This window comes from Ramlibacter montanisoli (assembly GCF_013087525.1).
Lineage (GTDB): Bacteria > Pseudomonadota > Gammaproteobacteria > Burkholderiales > Burkholderiaceae_C > Ramlibacter > Ramlibacter montanisoli.
Genome location: NZ_JABFCS010000001.1, coordinates 3047793 through 3065080, shown reverse-complemented (window position 1 = coordinate 3065080; position 17288 = coordinate 3047793). Strand labels below are relative to the sequence as shown.

20 protein-coding genes and 4 pseudogenes are annotated in these 17288 nt (G+C 68.5%); 22 read left to right on the top strand and 2 right to left on the bottom strand.

The window, feature by feature from the left end; genetic code table 11:
- Window positions 1-5 precede the first annotated feature (5 nt).
- From mlaD to tatC, 22 genes and pseudogenes are all read left to right on the top strand, one after another.
- Entirely contained in the window at window positions 6-488 is a 483-nt protein-coding gene (gene mlaD / locus HK415_RS15090) for an outer membrane lipid asymmetry maintenance protein MlaD (protein WP_171560725.1), read from the top strand.
- Entirely contained in the window at window positions 485-1285 is an 801-nt protein-coding gene (locus HK415_RS15085) for an MlaA family lipoprotein (protein WP_171560723.1), read from the top strand. Before mlaD ends, HK415_RS15085 begins: the two co-directional genes overlap by 4 nt.
- 108 nt (window positions 1286-1393) lie before the next feature.
- Window positions 1394-2029: pseudogene (locus tag HK415_RS25275) on the top strand (MlaC/ttg2D family ABC transporter substrate-binding protein); the annotation flags it as partial.
- A gap of 18 nt (window positions 2030-2047) precedes the next feature.
- Window positions 2048-2332, top strand: a pseudogene (locus HK415_RS25270) (STAS domain-containing protein); the annotation flags it as partial.
- A 52-nt stretch (window positions 2333-2384) separates the two neighbouring features.
- Window positions 2385-3305 (top strand): ABC transporter ATP-binding protein, encoded by a 921-nt coding sequence (locus tag HK415_RS15070; protein ID WP_171560720.1) that lies wholly within the window; start codon window positions 2385-2387, stop codon window positions 3303-3305.
- Entirely contained in the window at window positions 3302-4057 is a 756-nt protein-coding gene (locus tag HK415_RS15065; RefSeq protein ID WP_171560718.1) for an ABC transporter permease, read from the top strand. The genes HK415_RS15070 and HK415_RS15065 overlap by 4 nt, the downstream gene beginning before the upstream one ends.
- A 14-nt stretch (window positions 4058-4071) precedes the next feature.
- Window positions 4072-4314, top strand: coding sequence for a BolA family protein (locus tag HK415_RS15060; protein WP_171560716.1), 243 nt, complete (start codon window positions 4072-4074; stop codon window positions 4312-4314).
- A 5-nt stretch (window positions 4315-4319) separates the two neighbouring features.
- Window positions 4320-5585: a UDP-N-acetylglucosamine 1-carboxyvinyltransferase gene (gene murA / locus HK415_RS15055; RefSeq protein WP_171560712.1), complete on the top strand. Its 1266-nt coding sequence runs from the start codon at window positions 4320-4322 to the stop codon at window positions 5583-5585.
- Window positions 5582-6250 (top strand): ATP phosphoribosyltransferase, encoded by a 669-nt coding sequence (hisG, locus tag HK415_RS15050; RefSeq protein ID WP_171560707.1) that lies wholly within the window; start codon window positions 5582-5584, stop codon window positions 6248-6250. The genes murA and hisG overlap by 4 nt, the downstream gene beginning before the upstream one ends.
- Window positions 6247-7563 (top strand): histidinol dehydrogenase, encoded by a 1317-nt coding sequence (gene hisD, locus HK415_RS15045; RefSeq protein ID WP_171560704.1) that lies wholly within the window; start codon window positions 6247-6249, stop codon window positions 7561-7563. Before hisG ends, hisD begins: the two co-directional genes overlap by 4 nt.
- A gap of 74 nt (window positions 7564-7637) precedes the next feature.
- Entirely contained in the window at window positions 7638-8714 is a 1077-nt protein-coding gene (gene hisC, locus HK415_RS15040) for a histidinol-phosphate transaminase (protein WP_171560700.1), read from the top strand.
- Window positions 8711-9304 (top strand): imidazoleglycerol-phosphate dehydratase HisB, encoded by a 594-nt coding sequence (hisB, locus tag HK415_RS15035; RefSeq protein WP_171560695.1) that lies wholly within the window; start codon window positions 8711-8713, stop codon window positions 9302-9304. The genes hisC and hisB overlap by 4 nt, the downstream gene beginning before the upstream one ends.
- Window positions 9305-9336: 32 nt before the next feature.
- Window positions 9337-9950, top strand: a pseudogene (gene hisH / locus HK415_RS15030) (imidazole glycerol phosphate synthase subunit HisH).
- Between the two features lie 45 nt (window positions 9951-9995).
- On the top strand, window positions 9996-10742 hold the full coding sequence (gene hisA / locus HK415_RS15025; RefSeq protein WP_171560692.1) for a 1-(5-phosphoribosyl)-5-[(5-phosphoribosylamino)methylideneamino]imidazole-4-carboxamide isomerase: 747 nt from the start codon (window positions 9996-9998) through the stop codon (window positions 10740-10742).
- A gap of 1 nt (window position 10743) precedes the next feature.
- A complete protein-coding gene (hisF, locus tag HK415_RS15020; RefSeq protein ID WP_171560689.1) occupies window positions 10744-11523 on the top strand; it encodes an imidazole glycerol phosphate synthase subunit HisF in 780 nt (259 codons plus the stop codon).
- A gap of 26 nt (window positions 11524-11549) precedes the next feature.
- Entirely contained in the window at window positions 11550-11939 is a 390-nt protein-coding gene (gene hisI / locus HK415_RS15015) for a phosphoribosyl-AMP cyclohydrolase (RefSeq protein WP_171560686.1), read from the top strand.
- A 6-nt stretch (window positions 11940-11945) separates the two neighbouring features.
- A pseudogene (locus HK415_RS15010) lies at window positions 11946-12313 on the top strand (phosphoribosyl-ATP diphosphatase).
- A gap of 22 nt (window positions 12314-12335) precedes the next feature.
- Entirely contained in the window at window positions 12336-12692 is a 357-nt protein-coding gene (locus HK415_RS15005; RefSeq protein ID WP_171560683.1) for a DUF4870 family protein, read from the top strand.
- Between the two features lie 6 nt (window positions 12693-12698).
- A complete protein-coding gene (locus tag HK415_RS15000; RefSeq protein WP_171560681.1) occupies window positions 12699-13058 on the top strand; it encodes a histidine triad nucleotide-binding protein in 360 nt (119 codons plus the stop codon).
- Between the two features lie 70 nt (window positions 13059-13128).
- A complete protein-coding gene (gene tatA / locus HK415_RS14995) occupies window positions 13129-13380 on the top strand; it encodes a Sec-independent protein translocase subunit TatA (protein ID WP_171560679.1) in 252 nt (83 codons plus the stop codon).
- Window positions 13381-13388: 8 nt separating this feature from the next.
- A complete protein-coding gene (gene tatB, locus HK415_RS14990) occupies window positions 13389-13847 on the top strand; it encodes a Sec-independent protein translocase protein TatB (protein ID WP_171560676.1) in 459 nt (152 codons plus the stop codon).
- A 37-nt stretch (window positions 13848-13884) separates the two neighbouring features.
- Window positions 13885-14676, top strand: coding sequence for a twin-arginine translocase subunit TatC (gene tatC, locus HK415_RS14985; protein WP_171560673.1), 792 nt, complete (start codon window positions 13885-13887; stop codon window positions 14674-14676).
- A 21-nt stretch (window positions 14677-14697) separates the two neighbouring features.
- On the opposite strand, the gene HK415_RS14980 is transcribed toward tatC, so the two are convergent.
- Window positions 14698-15873, bottom strand: a complete 1176-nt coding sequence (locus tag HK415_RS14980) for a S1C family serine protease (RefSeq protein WP_171560671.1) — start codon at window positions 15871-15873, stop codon at window positions 14698-14700.
- Entirely contained in the window at window positions 15804-17195 is a 1392-nt protein-coding gene (locus HK415_RS14975; RefSeq protein WP_171560668.1) for a diguanylate cyclase domain-containing protein, read from the bottom strand. The genes HK415_RS14980 and HK415_RS14975 overlap by 70 nt, the downstream gene beginning before the upstream one ends.
- Window positions 17196-17288 lie beyond the last annotated feature (93 nt).

Below are 17288 nucleotides of genomic sequence, written 5' to 3'. Positions count from 1 at the left end.
AGGAAATGGAACGCAACAAGAACGACGTCTGGGTGGGCCTGTTCGTGCTCATCGGCGCGGCCGCCCTCGTGTTCCTCGCGCTGCAGGCGGCGAACCTGCTCACGCTGAGCTTCCAGCCGACCTACCGCCTCGCGGCGAAGTTCGACAACATCGGCGGGCTCAAGCCCAGGGCGGCGGTCAAGAGCGCCGGTGTCGTGGTCGGACGTGTGGAATCCATCACGTTCGACGACAAGTCTTTCCAGGCCAGGGTATCGCTGGAGATGGAAAGCCGGTTTCAATTCCCCAAGGACAGTTCGCTCAAGATCCTGACCAGCGGGCTGCTGGGCGAGCAGTACATCGGCATCGAGGCCGGCGCGGACGACAAGAACCTGGTGGCGGGGGATACCATCACCACCACGCAGTCCGCCGTCGTGCTCGAGAACCTGATCGGGCAATTCCTCTACAACAAGGCCGCGGAAGGACCGGCAGCCGGGACGACCAAGAAATGAAAGCTGTACCCCTGCGCGCGCCGCGCATCCTCGCCGCATTGGCCGTGCCGCTGGCGCTCGCCGGGTGTGCGACCGTGGCGCAGCCCAATCCGCGCGACCCGTGGGAGGGCTTCAACCGCCGCTCCCACGAATTCAACGAGAACGTGGACCGCATCGTGCTCAAGCCGGCGGCCACCTTCTACCGCGAGAAAGTGCCGCCGCTGGTGCGCACGGGCGTGTCGAACTTCTTCGGCAACCTGGGCGACGCCTGGTCCGCGGTCAACAGCCTGCTGCAGTTCCGCCTGCAGGACTTCAGCGACAACTACGCGCGCTTCCAGCTCAATAGCTCGTTCGGGATCCTGGGGATCTTCGACCTGGCGAGCGACCTGAACATCGACCGCCACCGCGAGGATTTCGGCCAGACGCTGGGGCGCTGGGGCGTGCCGACCGGCCCCTACGTGGTATTGCCCCTGCTGGGACCCTCGACCCTGCGCGATGCCGCGGCCCTGCCGGTGGAGTACCGCTTCGACCTGCTGCGCACCGTGGACCCGGGCGGCCTGCGGGCCGGCCTGCAGACCTTGCGGGTGATCGACACGCGCGCCAACCTCATCCGCGTGAGCAACGTGCTGGAAGAGGTCTCGCTGGACAAGTATTCCTTCACGCGCGACGCCTACCTGCAGCGCCGGCGCGCGGAGGTGTTCGACCGCGAGGAGGACCGCGAGGTGCCGCCGCCGCTGCCGGACGAGTCGCTGGAGCCGGCCCCGGCCGCGGCCCCCGCGGCCCCGGCAGGACAACCGCAACCGGCCCCCGCGCGTTAGAAGCTGGTTGCAGCCTGTTTCACTGATGGCTGGTGAAGATCGAAACCGGGCACGCTCGGGCTGTTCCAACAGGAACCCCGGGTGCAAGCCCGGCAGGAAAGGAAAGAAATGAACCGACGAAACCTGGGCCGCATGGCGGCCGCCGTGCTCGCGACCGCCATGGCAGGTGCCTGGCCGCTGGCGCACGCCGCCGACGAAGCACCCGACGCCATGATGAAGCGCCTCTCCGACGAGGTGCTGGGCATCATCAAGACCGACAAGCTGGTCCAGTCCGGCAACATCGACCGCATCATGCAGGTGGTCGACAACAAGATCATGCCGAACGTGAACTTCCAGCGCATGACGGCTTCGGCGGTCGGCCCGGCCTGGCGCCAGGCCACGCCGGAGCAGCGCCAGCGCCTGCAGGAGGAGTTCAAGCTGCTGCTGGTGCGCACCTATGCCGGTGCGCTCTCGCAGGTGAACGACGAGTCCGTCTCGGTCAAGCCGCTGCGGGCCCAGCCCGCCGACACCGACGTCATCGTGCGCAGTGAAATCCGCGGCCGCGGCGAACCGATCCAGCTGGAATACCGCCTGGAGAAGACGCCGGGGCAGGGCGCGGGCTGGAAGATCTACAACCTGAACGTGCTGGGCGTGTGGCTGGTGGAAACCTACCGCAGCCAGTTCGCCGAGCAGGTCAATGCCAAGGGCATCGATGGCCTGATCGCCACCATGGCCGAACGCAACAAGGCCAACGCCGCCGCCGGCGCGGCCCGCAGGGCTGACGCCGCCGTGCTGGTCCTGCCCGCCGAACTGACGCACGCCCAGGCCACCGCATGCTGCGGCATGCTGGCCCAGGCGCTGCGTTCCGATCCCGGGCCGCAGGCCGTGGCCGACGCTTCGGCGCTGCGCAGCTTCGATTCCTCGGCGCTGGCGGTGCTGCTGGAGTGCCGCCGCGAGGCCTTGGCCCGCGGCAAGACCTTCGCGGTGGTGCACCTGCATCCGCGCCTGCGCGCGCTCGCCACGCTCTACGGCGTGGCGGAACTGCTGCCCGAGCCCGCCTCCGCCTAGTACCCTTGCGGACGGGGCGTGCACCCCGGCTCGGTAAAATGGCGGGTTGCCCATGCCCGCCATCTCCTTTCAGTCCGTCTCCAAGACCTACAGCACCGCGCGCGGCAGCTTCCAGGCACTGGACAAGGTCAGCTTCGACATCCAGCAGGGCGAGTTCTTCGGCCTGCTCGGGCCCAACGGCGCGGGCAAGACCACGCTGATCAGCGTGCTCGCCGGCCTGGTGCGCGCGACCTCGGGCCAGGTGCTGGTGCACGGCCACGACGTGCACAAGGAGTACGCGCAGGCCCGCCGCACGCTGGGCGTGGTGCCGCAGGAACTGGTGTTCGACCCCTTCTTCACCGTGCGCGAGGCGCTGCGCATCCAGTCCGGCTACTTCGGCGTGAAGAACAACGACGCCTGGATCGACGAACTGCTGGCCAATCTCGGCCTGGCCGACAAGGCGACGTCCAACATGCGGCAGCTCTCGGGCGGCATGAAGCGGCGCGTGCTGGTGGCGCAGGCGCTGGTGCACCGCCCGCCGGTGATCGTGCTCGACGAGCCGACCGCGGGTGTCGACGTGGAACTGCGCCAGACCCTCTGGCAGTTCATCGCCCGCCTGAACAAGCAGGGCCACACGGTGCTGCTCACCACCCACTACCTGGAAGAAGCCGAGGCCCTGTGCAGCCGCATCGCGATGCTCAAGGCCGGCAAGGTGGTGGCGCTGGAGCGCACCAGCGACCTGCTGAAGGCGGCGTCGAGCAACGTGCTGCGCTTCAAGTTCGACGGCACGCTGCCGCCCGCCTTCGAAGGCAAGGCGCGCGTGACCGGCCGCATCGTGCAGCTGCCGGCGCACGACGCCCACGAGATCGAGCAGCACCTGGCGGTGATCCGCCAGGCCGGCCTGCGGGTGGAGGACGTGGAGATCCGCAAGGCGGACCTGGAGGACGTTTTCCTCGACGTGATGACGGCCGGCCGCGAGAAGGTGCCCGCATGACTGGTTGGCAGACGCTGCTTTACAAGGAAGTGCTGCGCTTCTGGAAGGTGAGCTTCCAGACGGTGGCGGCGCCGGTGCTGACCGCGCTGCTGTACCTGCTGATCTTCGGCCACGTGCTGGCCGACCACGTGAAGGTCTACGACACCGTCCCCTACACCGCCTTCCTGGTGCCCGGCCTGGTGATGATGAGCGTGCTGCAGAACGCGTTCGCCAACAGCTCCTCCTCGCTGATCCAGAGCAAGATCATGGGCAGCCTGGTGTTCGTGCTGCTCACGCCGCTGTCGCACTGGAGCTGGTTCATCGCCTACGTGGGTTCGTCGATCGCCCGCGGCTTGTGCGTGGGCCTGGGCGTGTTCCTGGTGACGGTGTGGTTCACCCAGGTGACGTTCGCCGCGCCGCTGTGGATCCTGGTGTTCGCGGTGCTGGGCGCCGGCATGCTGGGCGCGCTGGGCGTGATCGCCGGCCTCTGGGCCGAGAAGTTCGACCAGATGGCGGCCTTCCAGAACTTCATCATCATGCCGATGACCTTCCTGTCCGGCGTCTTCTATTCGATCCACTCGCTGCCCGAGTTCTGGCAGCGCGTGTCCCACCTCAATCCCTTCTTCTACATGATCGACGGCTTCCGCTACGGCTTCTTCGGCGTGAGCGACGTGTCGCCCTGGCTCAGCCTGGGCATCGTCGGCAGCGCGATGCTGGGCGTGAGCGCCATTGCCGTGCACCTGCTGCGCATCGGTTACAAGATCCGCGGGTAAAAGAGAGCTTTTCCATGACTGCCGACGAACTGCGCCAACTCATCGCCTCCTCGCTCGCCTGCGAGCACATCGAAGTCGAGGGCGACGGCCGCCACTGGTCGGCGCTGATCGTGTCAGCCGAGTTCGCCGGTTTGCGTCCAATCCAGCGGCACCAGCGCGTCTACAAGACGCTCGGTGCGAGAATGCACACCGACGAGGTTCATGCCCTGTCGATGAAGACATTCACGCCCGACGAATGGGCGAACCAACCCCACTGAGGCTCATGGACAAGCTCTTGATTCGCGGCGGCCGTCCGCTGAACGGCGAGGTTCGCATTTCCGGCGCCAAGAACGCGGCGCTGCCCGAACTGTGCGCGGCGCTGCTCACGCCGGACCAGATGACGCTGAAGAACATCCCGCGCCTGCAGGACGTGGCGACGATGCTCAAGCTCATCCGCAACATGGGCGCGACGGCGGAATTCGCGGGCGACGGCACGGTGACCATCGAGTCGGCCGGCCTGCATTTCCCGGAAGCGCCCTACGAGATGGTGAAGACCATGCGCGCCTCGGTGCTCGCGCTCGGGCCGCTGCTCGCGCGCTTCGGCGAGGCGACGGTGTCGCTGCCCGGCGGCTGCGCGATCGGCGCGCGCCCGGTGGACCAGCACATCAAGGGCCTGCAGAAGATGGGCGCCGAGATCGTGATCGAGCATGGCTACATGATCGCCAAGCTGCCCAAGGGCTGGACGCGCCTGAAGGGCGCGCACATCCGCACCGACATGATCACGGTGACCGGCACCGAGAACTTCATGATGGCCGCGGCGCTGGCCGAGGGCGAGACCATCCTGGAGAACCCGGCGCTGGAGCCTGAGATCACCGACCTGGGCGACATGCTCAATGCGATGGGCGCCAAGGTCGAAGGGCACGGCACCGGCCGCATCCGCATCCAGGGCGTGGAGCGGCTGCATGGCGCGACGCACAAGGTGGTGTCCGACCGCATCGAGTGCGGCACCTTCCTGTGCGCGGTGGCGGCCACCGGCGGCAGCGTGTTCCTGCGGGACGGCCGGGCCGACCACCTGGGCGCCGTCATCGACCTGCTGCAGGCCGCCGGCGCGAAGATCGAGCCGCTGGCCGACGGCATCCGCGTGAGCGCCGACCGGCGGCTGGACGCCCAGAGCTTCAAGACCACCGAATACCCCGGCTTCCCCACCGACATGCAGGCGCAGTTCATGGCGCTCAACTGCATTTCCGAGGGCGACGCCAAGATCACCGAGACCATCTTCGAGAACCGCTTCATGCACGTCAGCGAGCTGATGCGCATGGGCGCGCGGATCGACGTGGACGGCAAGGTGGCGGTCACCCACGGGGTGGAAAGCCTGTCCGGGGCGACCGTCATGGCGACCGACCTGCGCGCTTCCGCCAGCCTGGTGATCGCCGGCCTGGTGGCCGACGGCGAAACCATCGTCGATCGGATTTACCATCTCGACCGTGGCTACGAGCAAATGGAAGCCAAACTCACGGCGCTCGGGGCGGACATCGAAAGAGTGAAATGACCTCTGCGGGAAAGCCCGCCATTACCCTGGCCCTGTCGAAAGGGCGCATCTTCGACGAAACCCTGCCGCTCCTGAAAGCCGCAGGGATTTCCGTTCTGGAAGACCCGGAAAAATCGCGCAAGCTGATCCTGCCGACCTGCAATCCCGACCTGCAGGTGGTGCTGGTGCGCGCGACCGACGTGCCCACCTACGTGCAGTACGGCGGTGCCGACCTGGGGGTGACCGGCAAGGACACGCTGATCGAGCACGGGGCCCAGGGCCTGTACCAGCCGCTGGACCTGCAGATCGCCAGGTGCCGCGTGAGCGTGGCCGTGCGCTCCGACTTCGACTACGCCAGCGCCGTGCGCCAGGGCTCGCGGCTGCGCGTGGCCACCAAGTACGTCGCGATCGCGCGCGAGTTCTTCGCCGCCAAGGGCGTGCACGTGGACCTGATCAAGCTCTATGGCTCCATGGAGCTGGCGCCCCTGACCGGGCTGGCCGACGCCATCGTCGACCTGGTGTCCACCGGTGGCACGCTCAAGGCGAACAACCTGGTCGAGGTCGAGCGCATCATGGACATCAGCTCCCGGCTGGTGGTCAACCAGGCCGCGCTCAAGCTGAAGCAGGAACCCATCCGCCACCTGATCGACGTGTTCGCCAGGACCGTCGCCGCCTCCCAGAAATGACGCTTTCCGCCCGACCCCTGCGCCTCGCCACCACCGCGAGCGGCTTCGACGCCGCGCTGGCGGCGCGCCTGCATTGGTCGGCCGACACCGATGCCGGCATCGAGCAGGCGGTGGCGGACATCCTGGCCGAGGTGCGCAAGCGCGGCGACGCCGCGGTGCTGGAATACACCAACCGCTTCGACATGAAGGCGGCCGCGATGGCGCAGCTGGAGCTGAAGCCGTCCGAGCTGAAGGCGGCCTTCGAGTCGCTGCCGGCCAGGCAGCGCGAAGCGCTGGAAAGCGCGGCGCGGCGTGTCCGCAGCTACCACGAGGCCCAGAAGAAGGCCAGCGGCGAGAGCTGGAGCTACCGCGACGCCGACGGCACCCTGCTCGGTCAGAAGGTGACGCCGGTGGACCGGGTCGGCATCTACGTGCCCGGTGGCAAGGCGGCCTATCCCTCCTCCGTGCTGATGAACGCGATCCCGGCGCATGTCGCCGGCGTGGGCGAGATCATCATGGTGGTGCCCACCCCGCGCGGCGAGAAGAACCCGCTGGTGCTGGCCGCGGCCTACGTGGCCGGCGTGACGCGCGTCTTCACCATCGGCGGCGCCCAGGCGGTGGCCGCGCTCGCCTACGGTACCGAGACGGTGCCCCGGGTGGACAAGATCACCGGCCCCGGCAACGCCTACGTCGCCAGCGCCAAGCGGCGCGTCTTCGGCCAGGTCGGCATCGACATGATCGCCGGCCCGAGCGAGATCCTGGTGCTGGCCGACGGCACGACGCCGGCCGACTGGGTGGCCATGGACCTGTTCTCGCAGGCGGAGCACGACGAACTGGCCCAGAGCATCCTGCTGTGCCCGGACGCGAAGTACATCGAGGCGGTGCAGGCCGCGATCGACCGCATGCTGCCCGAGATGCCGCGGGCGGAGATCATCGCCAAGTCGCTCAACGGCCGCGGCGCCCTGATCCAGACCCGGAACATGGAAGAAGCCTGCGAGATCAGCAACCGGATCGCGCCGGAGCACCTGGAGATCGCCAGCGGCGAGCCGCACCGCTGGGAGCCGCTGCTGCGGCATGCCGGCGCGATCTTCCTGGGCGCGTACACGAGTGAATCGCTCGGGGATTACTGCGCCGGCCCCAACCACGTGCTCCCCACCAGCACCACGGCGCGCTTTTCCAGCCCGCTGGGGGTGTACGACTTCCAGAAGCGCAGCAGCCTCATCGAGGTGAGCGAGGCCGGCGCCCAGTCGCTGGGCCTGATCGCCGCCGAACTGGCTTACGGCGAGGGCCTGCAAGCGCATGCCCGCGCGGCGGAGCTTCGGATCAAGCGTTAGTATTGGGTCCAGCCGTCGGGCTACCCCCTTTTTCGCAACCCGCGTCCGCAGAGGCGGACCTTGCCCTTCCTGCCATGAGCGCCACCCTGGACCGACTGATCGCCACCCGCATCCGGCAGGACGTCCAGTCCACCCATGCCTATGCCATCCAGGACTCGCGGGGCATGGTCAAGCTCGATGCCATGGAGAACCCGCACCGGCTGCCGCCCGCGTTGCAGAAGGAGCTGGGCGAGCGGCTCGCCGCCGTCGCCCTGAACCGCTACCCGGGCGACCGCATCGACGAACTGCGGGCGGCCCTGGCGAAGCACGCGCAGCTGCCCGAAGGCTTCGGCCTGATGCTCGGAAACGGCTCCGACGAACTGATCACCATGCTGGCCATGGCCTGCGACGTGCCGGGCGCCACCATCCTGGCGCCGCTGCCCGGCTTCGTGATGTACGCCATGAGCGCGCAGCAGCAGGGCCTGAAATTCGTCGGCGTCGACCTCACGCCGGAGTTCGAGCTGGACGAACAGGCCATGCTCGATGCGATCGCGCTGCACCAGCCGGCGATCGTCTACCTGGCCTACCCGAACAACCCGACCGCCAACCTCTGGAACGACGCCACCATCGAGAAGATCGTGGCTGCCGCGCCCGGCCTGGTGGTGATCGACGAGGCCTACCAGCCCTTCGCCAGCCGCAGCTACCTCGATCGCGTCACGAAGCACGAGCACGTGCTGCTGATGCGCACCCTGAGCAAGTTCGGCCTGGCCGGCGTGCGCATCGGCTACATGATGGGCCCGGCGCAGCTGATCGCGCAGGTCGACAAGGTGCGCCCGCCCTACAACGTGAGCGTGCTCAATTGCGAGGCGGCCCTGTTCGCCCTGGAGCACGAGGACGTGTTCGCCGCCCAGGCCGCCCAGATCAAGTCCGAGCGCGAGCGCGTGCAGGCGGCGCTGCGGGAGATGGGCCTGCAGGCCTGGCGCAGCGACGCCAACATGATCCTGGTGCGCGTGCCGGATGCGGCACGCAGCTTCGAGGGCATGAAGGCGCGCAAGGTGCTCGTCAAGAACGTTTCTAAAATGCACCCATTGCTGGCCGGCTGCCTGCGCCTGACCATCGGCACCCCCGAAGAGAACACGCAGATGCTGTCCGCCCTGCAGTCCACCCTATGAGCAACCGCACCGCAGAAGTCACCCGCAACACCGCGGAAACCCGGATCGCCGTCCGCGTCAACCTGGATGGCACCGGGCAGGCGAAGCTCGCCACCGGCATCGGCTTCTTCGACCACATGCTGGACCAGATCGCGCGCCACGGCCTCATCGACCTGGACATCCAGGCCGAAGGCGACCTGCACATCGACGGCCACCACACGGTGGAAGACGTGGGCATCACCCTGGGCCAGGCCGTCTACAAGGCCGTGGGCGACAAGAAAGGCATCCGCCGCTACGGCCATGCCTACGTGCCGCTGGACGAGGCCCTGTCGCGCGTGGTGATCGACTTTTCCGGCCGGCCGGGGCTGATCATGAACGTGCCTTTCAAGAGCGGGATGATCGGCACCTTCGACACCCAGCTCGCGCACGAGTTCTTCCAGGGCTTCTGCAACCACGCCTTCGTCACGCTGCACATCGACAACCTGCGCGGCGAGAACGCGCACCACCAGTGCGAGACGGTGTTCAAGGCCTTCGCCCGCGCGCTGCGTTCCGCCCTGAAGCTCGACCCGCGCGCCGCCGGCACGATTCCTTCCACGAAGGGATCTCTTTGAGCGCTCGGACGGTCGCGGTCGTCGATTACGGCATGGGCAACCTGCGTTCGGTCTCGCAGGCGGTCCAGCACGTGGCCGCCGGCAGCGGCGTGCATGCCATCGTGACCTCCCGCCCCGAGGTGGTGCGCGCGGCCGAGCGCGTGGTGCTGCCGGGGCAGGGCGCCATGCCGGACTGCATGCGCGAGCTGCGCGAGTCCGGGCTGCTGGAATCGGTGCTGGAAGCGGCCGCCAGCAAGCCCCTGTTCGGCGTCTGCGTGGGCATGCAGATGCTGCTGGATCGCAGCCAGGAAGGCCCGACCGGCGGCCTGGGCCTGATCCACGGCGAGGTGGTGCGCTTCCAGCTGGAGGGGCAGCGCCAGCCGGATGGCAGCCGCTACAAGGTCCCGCAAATGGGCTGGAACCGCGTGCAGCAGGCGCAGCGCCACCCGATGTGGGAGGGCGTGCCGGACGAAAGCTGGTTCTATTTCGTGCATTCCTTTTACGCCATGCCGTCGGACCCGCGCCACAGCGTCGGGGAATCCGAGTACGGCGTTCGCTTTACCTGCGCGGTGGGCCGCGATAATATTTTTGCGACCCAGTTCCACCCTGAAAAAGCGCAGACCAGGGCCTCTCGCTCTATCGCAACTTCCTCCACTGGACACCCTGATGGTTCCCGGGTCGCGGCACCCAGCCGCATTCCTCCACTTTTCCCATGCAGCTGATCCCCGCGATTGACCTGAAAGACGGCCATTGTGTTCGCCTGAAGCAAGGCGACATGGACCAGGCGACCACCTTCAGCGAGGACCCCGCGGCCATGGCGCGGACCTGGCTGGATCGCGGCGCCCGGCGGCTGCACCTGGTGGACCTGAACGGCGCCTTCGCCGGCAAGCCGCAGAACTTCTCCGCGGTGCGCTCCATCCTCAAGGCGGTCGGCGACGACATCCCGGTGCAGCTCGGGGGCGGCATCCGCGACCTCGACACCATCGAGCGCTACATCGACGGCGGCCTGCGCTACGTGATCATCGGCACCGCCGCCGTCAAGAACCCCGGATTCCTGAAGGACGCCTGCACGGCCTTCGGCGGCCACATCATCGTCGGCCTCGATGCGAAGGACGGCAAGGTGGCCACCGACGGCTGGAGCAAACTCACCGGCCACGAGGTGACCGACCTGGCGAAGAAGTTCGAGGACTGGGGCGTCGAGTCCATCATCTACACCGACATCGGCCGCGACGGCATGCTCACCGGCATCAACGTGGACGCCACCGTCAAGCTGGCCCAGGCCCTCACCATCCCGGTGATCGCTTCCGGCGGCCTGTCCTCGATGAAGGACATCGAGGCCCTGTGCGCGGTGGAGGACGAGGGCATCGAGGGCGTGATCTGCGGGCGCGCCATCTATTCCGGCGACCTCGACTTCGCCAAGGCGCAGTCCCGCGCCGACGAACTCAACGGACGCACCTGAGGTGCTGGCCAAGCGCATCATCCCCTGCCTGGACGTCACCGGCGGCCGCGTCGTCAAGGGCGTCAACTTCGTCGGACTGCGCGATGCGGGCGACCCGGTGGAGATCGCCGCGCGCTACAACGAGCAGGGCGCCGACGAACTGACCTTCCTGGACATCACGGCCACCAGCGACGAGCGCGACCTGATCCTGCACATCATCGAGGCCGTCGCCTCGCAGGTCTTCATCCCCCTCACAGTCGGCGGCGGCGTGCGCACCGTGGAAGACGTGCGCCGGCTGCTCAATGCCGGGGCCGACAAGACCAGCTTCAACTCCGCGGCCATCGCCAATCCGGACATGATCGCCGCCGCCTCCGCCAGGTACGGCGCGCAGTGCATCGTGGTGGCGATCGACGCCAAGCGGCGCAGCGCCGAGGATGCCGCCAGCCGCGGACCGGGCTGGGACGTGTACAGCCACGGCGGGCGGCGCAACACCGGCCTGGACGCCGTCGCCTGGGCCACCGAAATGGCGAAACGCGGCGCCGGCGAGATCCTGCTCACCAGCATGGACCGCGACGGCACCAAGTCCGGCTTCGACCTGGAACTCACCCGCGCGGTGAGCGACGCCGTCCCCGTGCCCGTCATCGCCTCGGGCGGCGTGGGCACCCTGGACCACCTGGCCGACGGCATCCAGCAGGGCGGCGCCGACGCGGTGCTGGCCGCCAGCATCTTCCACTACGGCGAGTACACGGTGCAGCAGGCCAAGCAGAGGATGGCGGAACGCGGGATCCCGGTGCGCCTCTGACGCTGCGATCGGGGACAATACGTCCCATGGATTGGCTCGACCAGGTCAAGTGGGACGCCCAGGGGCTCGTCCCCGTCATCGCGCAGGAAGCGTCCAGCGGCGACGTGCTGATGTTCGCCTGGATGGACCGCGAGGCCCTGCGCAAGACCGCCGAAACCGGGCGCGCCGTGTATTTCAGCCGCTCGCGCGGCAAGCTGTGGTTCAAGGGCGAGGAGTCCGGCCACGTGCAGCAGGTGCACGAGATCCGCATGGACTGCGACGACGACGTGCTGCTGCTGAAGGTCACCCAGCTCGGGCACGACCCCTCGATCGCCTGCCACACGGGCCGCCACAGCTGTTTCTTCCACCTTTACCGCGACGGCGCCTGGCAGGTGGTGGAACCTGTCTTGAAAGACCCGTCCAGCATCTACAAATAGGCCTTCATGACCGCTGCCGACCCCCTGGCCCGCCTGGCCGATGTCATCGAGAGCCGCAAGCCCGCGAACGGGGGCAACCCGGACGCGAGCTACGTGGCGCGCCTGCTGCAGCGGGGCCCCGACTCCTTCCTGAAGAAGATCGGCGAGGAAGCGACCGAGGTCGTGATGGCGGCCAAGGACATCGACCATGGCGGCGACCGCGCCAGGCTGGTGGGGAGGTCGCGGACCTCTGGTTCCACTGCATGATCGCGCTCGCCCATTACGGGCTGAGGCCGGCCGACGTCGTCGCGGAACTGCAGCGGCGCGAGGGCCTCGGCGGCCTGGAGGAAAAGGCCCTGCGCAAGGCACGCGAGCGCGAGGGCCGCGGCGAATAGCGGCAAGACAAGGGGGAACGCCATGCCCGAGACCGACTACGTGACGCTCGAAGACAAGTCGCCCGCCGACCGCACCGTGATGCACGTGCTGTACGGCATGCACACGGTGTCGCCCTTCACCTTCTGGACGCTGTCGCTGGTGGCGCTGGTGGTGCACTACGTCAAGCGCGCCGACGAGCGCGACAGCCTGTACCTGGCGCACCACAACTACATGATCCGCACGGTGTGGTGGACGCTGGTGTGGCTGACCATCACCTCGCCGCTGTGGTTCCTGCTGTTCCTGCCGGGCGCGATCGCCTGGACGCTGATCGGCGTCTGGTACCTGTACCGCTGCCTGCGCGGCTGGCTGCGCTTCAACGACAACCGCCTCCCCGAATAGACGCGAATGAGCCACGACCCGAACTGCATCTTCTGCAAGATTGCCGAGGGCAAGATCCCCTCGAAGAAGGTCTACGAGGACGAGGAGATCCTCGCCTTCCACGACATCCATCCCTGGGCGCCGGTGCACTTCCTGCTGATCCCCAAGGAGCACGTCACTTCCATGGCGCACGTGGAGGACAAGCACGCCGCGATGCTGGGCCGGCTGATGAGCCTGGTGCCGAAACTGGCGAAGCAGGAAGGCTGCCGGCCCTATCCCGAAGGCGGCTTCCGGCTGGTGTGCAACACCGGCGACGACGGCGGCCAGGAAGTGCCGCACCTGCACTTCCACGTCATCGGCGGGCCGCGTCCCTGGCTCAAGGGCTGAGCAATCTCCGTGCGCGGCAGCTGAACTTCGCCTGCCGACTAGAATCCGAGCAGTAAGACAGGAGTAATCCATGGGTTCCTTTTCCATTTGGCACTGGTTGGTGGTGCTGTTGATCGTGGTGCTGGTGTTCGGCACCAAGAAGCTGAAGAACATCGGCTCGGACCTGGGCGGCGCCGTGAAGGGCTTCAAGGACGGCATGAAGGACGGCTCGCAGCCCGATACGCCGGTGCCCCCGTCCAGCCAGGTGACGGCCTCGCAGGGTCCTTCCGCGGCTCCCGCGGACAAGACCACGATCGACGTCGAAGCGCGGAACAAGTCCTGATCGCCTAAGTGATCGACCTCGGCCTGTCCAAGATGGCGCTGATCGGCGCCGTGGCGTTGATCGTCATCGGTCCCGAGAAGCTGCCGCGCGTGGCCCGCACGGTGGGCACGCTCCTGGGCAAGGCGCAGCGCTACGTCGCCGACGTCAAGGCGGAGGTCAACCGCTCGATGGAGCTCGACGAGCTCAAGAAGATGAAGGAAACGGTGGAGAGCGCGGCGCGCGACGTCGAGCAATCGGTCTCCACCGCGGCTTCCGACTTCGAGAAGCAGTGGGAGGACGCCACCTCCACGGCGCACAGCGCGCTGAGCGAGCCGCCCTCCTTCCCCGAGTACAAGCACCCGAAGAAGAAGTGGCGCCTGAAGCAGGGCACCGTGCCGAACTGGTACAAGGCCCGCAGCGGCCAGCGCACCCGCGCGCTGTCCGGCGCGGCGCGTGTGGCAAAGTACCGCCCGCAGAAGTTCAACTGAAAGCGGGGCCGGCAGCAGCGCCGGCGGCCGTCCCCCTATGTCCACCACCCCGAACGAACCGGAAGACGAGCTCGCCGGCACCGAACAGCCCTTCGTGGCCCACCTGGTGGAGCTGCGCGACCGGCTGATCAAGGCGTTCATCGCCGTGGGCATCGTCGCGGCGGTGCTGGCCGTCTGGCCGGGCCCGGCGGCCCTCTACGACATCCTGGCGGCGCCGCTGATCGCGACCCTGCCCAAGGGCGCGACCCTGATCGCCACCTCGGTGATCTCGCCCTTCATCGTGCCGCTGAAGATCCTGCTGATGGCGGCCTTCCTGATCGCCCTGCCGGTGGTGCTGTGGCAGGTCTGGGCCTTCGTGGCGCCCGGGCTGTACTCGCACGAGAAGAAGCTGGTGCTGCCGCTGGTCGTCTCCAGCACCGTCCTGTTCTTCATCGGCGTGGCCTTCTGCTACTTCTTCGTGTTCGGGCAGGTGTTCTCGTTCATCCAGAGCTTCGCGCCCAAGAGCATCACGGCCGCGCCTGACATCGAGGCCTACCTCAGCTTCGTGATGACCATGTTCCTCGCCTTCGGCGCCGCCTTCGAGGTGCCGATCGTGGTGATCGTGCTGGCGCGCATGGGCATCGTGTCGATCGAGAAGCTCAAGGAATTCCGCGGCTACTTCATCGTGCTGGCCTTCATCATCGCCGCGGTCATCACGCCGCCCGACGTGGTGTCGCAGCTGGCCCTGGCCGTGCCGATGTGCCTGCTCTACGAGGTGGGCATCTGGGCCGCGCAGCTGTTCATCCGGCACACCAAGGCGCCGGAGGAAGAGGGCGAAGTCGCGAAGTAGCCGGCGCGGGCCGGCGCGCTCTCAGCGCGCGGGCAGCCCGGGGATCGGCGGCTGGCCGGCCTGCTGGCGCGGCTTGGGCCGCTTGCCGGGCGTGACGCTCACTTCCACGTTGTCGTCGCGCCGCTGCACCTTGAACTGGGTGGCCATCCCGGGCTTCAAGGAGGCCACGCTGGTCAGCAGCTCGGACACGTTGGCGACGTCCTTGCCGCCCACCTGCACCACCACGTCGCCGGGCTTGATGCCGGCCTGGGCGGCGGGCCCGTTCTGCAGCACGCCGGTGATCAGCACGCCCTTGCGCGCCTTCACGCCGAAGGTCTCCATCAGCTCGGGCGACAGGTCCGCCGGCTCCACGCCGATCCAGCCGCGCGTGACCACGCCGTCCTTGACGATGCCTTCCAGCACCAGCTTGGCGGTGGACACGGGAATGGCGAAGCCGATGCCCATGCTGCCGCCGGAGCGCGAATAGATCGCGGTGTTGATCCCCATCAGGTTGCCGTTCACGTCCACCAGCGCCCCGCCGGAGTTGCCGGGGTTGATGGCCGCGTCGGTCTGGATGAAGTTCTCGAAGGTGTTGATGCCCAGCTGGTTGCGCCCCAGCGCGCTGACGATGCCGCTGGTGACCGTCTGGCCCACGCCGAAGGGGTTGCCGATGGCCAGCACCTGGTCGCCCACCTGCAGCGCGTCGGAGTTGCCCAGCGTGATCACGGGCAGGCGGTCCAGGTTGATCTTCAGGATCGCGAGGTCGGTCTCGGGGTCGGTGCCGATGATCTTCGCGCGGGTCTTGCGGCTGTCGTTGAGCGCCACCTCGATCTCGGTCGCGCCCTCCACCACGTGGTTGTTGGTGAGGATGAAGCCGTCCGGGCTGATGATCACGCCGCTGCCCAGGCCGCTTTGCGGCACCGCGCCCTGGTCGCCGAAGAAGAAGCGGAACCAGGGATCGCTGGCCGAGGGCCGGTCGGCCGCCTTGCTGGTGTTGATGCTCACCACGGCCTGCGAGGCGCGCTGGGCGGCGGCACGGAAGCTGCCCGCCGGCGGCGGTGCGTTGGGCGCGGTCGGCGCTTCCGACAGGGAGACGCCGGCCACGCCGCTGGTCACGGTGCGACGGCTCAGCCATTCGGGCTTCATCGTCATGACCACGAAATACGCCGCCAGCAGCACGGTGACGGCTTGGGAAAAGACCAGCCAGTAACGTCGCATGATCTCGAAATGGGGGAAACCTCAAGTGTATGCCCCCTGCCCGGCCGGTGGGTCAGGGGTGGCGGCCTGCGCCGCGGCCGGCTCCCGGACGCCGGGAGGGGGTGCCGGCGCGGCCCGAACTGCGCCTCTTCCACCGGCACGGCGGCGCCGCCGGCGGGGTCGGCCAGCGCCGCGCGCGAGCGCATCTGCCGCGCCGCCTCGGCCAGGCGCTGGGCCTCGTGCAGCACGTCCTCCACCTCGGGGTTGCGGCGCCCCAGGTGCACCAGCCCGACGCCGAAGTCGACCCGCACCCGGACCGGCTCGCCGTCGCGGCCCGTCACTTCCACCGGACGGCGCAGGGCGGCCGCCACCCGCAGGCCCAGGGTCCGCACCCAGGCGGGGTCCGGGATGGTCTCCACGAGCCCCACGAAGCAGCGGTCCCAGTAGCGGCCGACCGGGTTCACCACGCCGATCTGCCGCTGGATGCGGGTCGCCAGGGTCATCCAGACCTCGTTGAGGGCCTGGTTGCCGAACAGGGTGGCGATGCGCTGCGGCTCGAACACGGTGATCGCGACCAGGGCGCCGTCGCGGCCGGTGCGGCGCCGGCGTTTTTGCGCCGCCACCAGCTGCTGCACCAGGGCCGCGCTGCTGTGGACCTTGGTCACCGGGTCGATCGCCGGCACGCTGCCGGTCTCGCGCGTGCGCCAGCTGCGCCGCGCCCGCCGCCACAGCACGTGCCCGGTCAGCGCATTGCACAGGGTGGCCGCCAGGGCGACCGCGGCGTGCGCCGGCAGGTTCCAGTGCCCCAGCCGCATGGCGATCGCGTAGAGGCCGGCGATGGCGGGCAGCGTGAGCAGGCAGCCGACGGCCATCAGCAGCGCGAGGCGGTCGCCGGTGGTCCAGGCGCGCACGGTGGCCCAGCAGGTCAGGCCGCTGCCCGCCAGCGAGAGCAGGGCAGCCGCGGGCAGCTGCGCGTCGGCCCGCAGGGCGAGGGCGGCGAGGCCGAGCGCCGGCAGCGCGAAGGCGGACAGCCGCAGCGCCACCGCCATCACGCGGTCGCGCTCGCCGGCGGCCAGCCAGCCGTGGATCCAGAAGTTGGCCAGTCCGACGCACACCGGCCCGGCCAGCACCTGCAGCACCCGCAGCCGCTCGGCGCCCGGGCGGGCGACCTGCTGCAGCACGCCGCTTTCCACCAGCACCAGCAGGAACACGCTCAGGTGGTAGCCGAGCGCGCGCAGCTGCATGGCATCGGGCCGCGCGAACAGGTCGCCGGCACGCGCGACCGCGACGGCGGCGATCGCGCCCAGCGCCATGCTCCACACCATCATCGTGAGCGCGTTCATGCGGGCTCCTTGCGAGGCCGCCATGCTGCGGCCTCATTGCGAGGCCGCCATGTTGGTCCCGGCCGCGCGCGGGCGGCGTAGCAGAATGGCGGC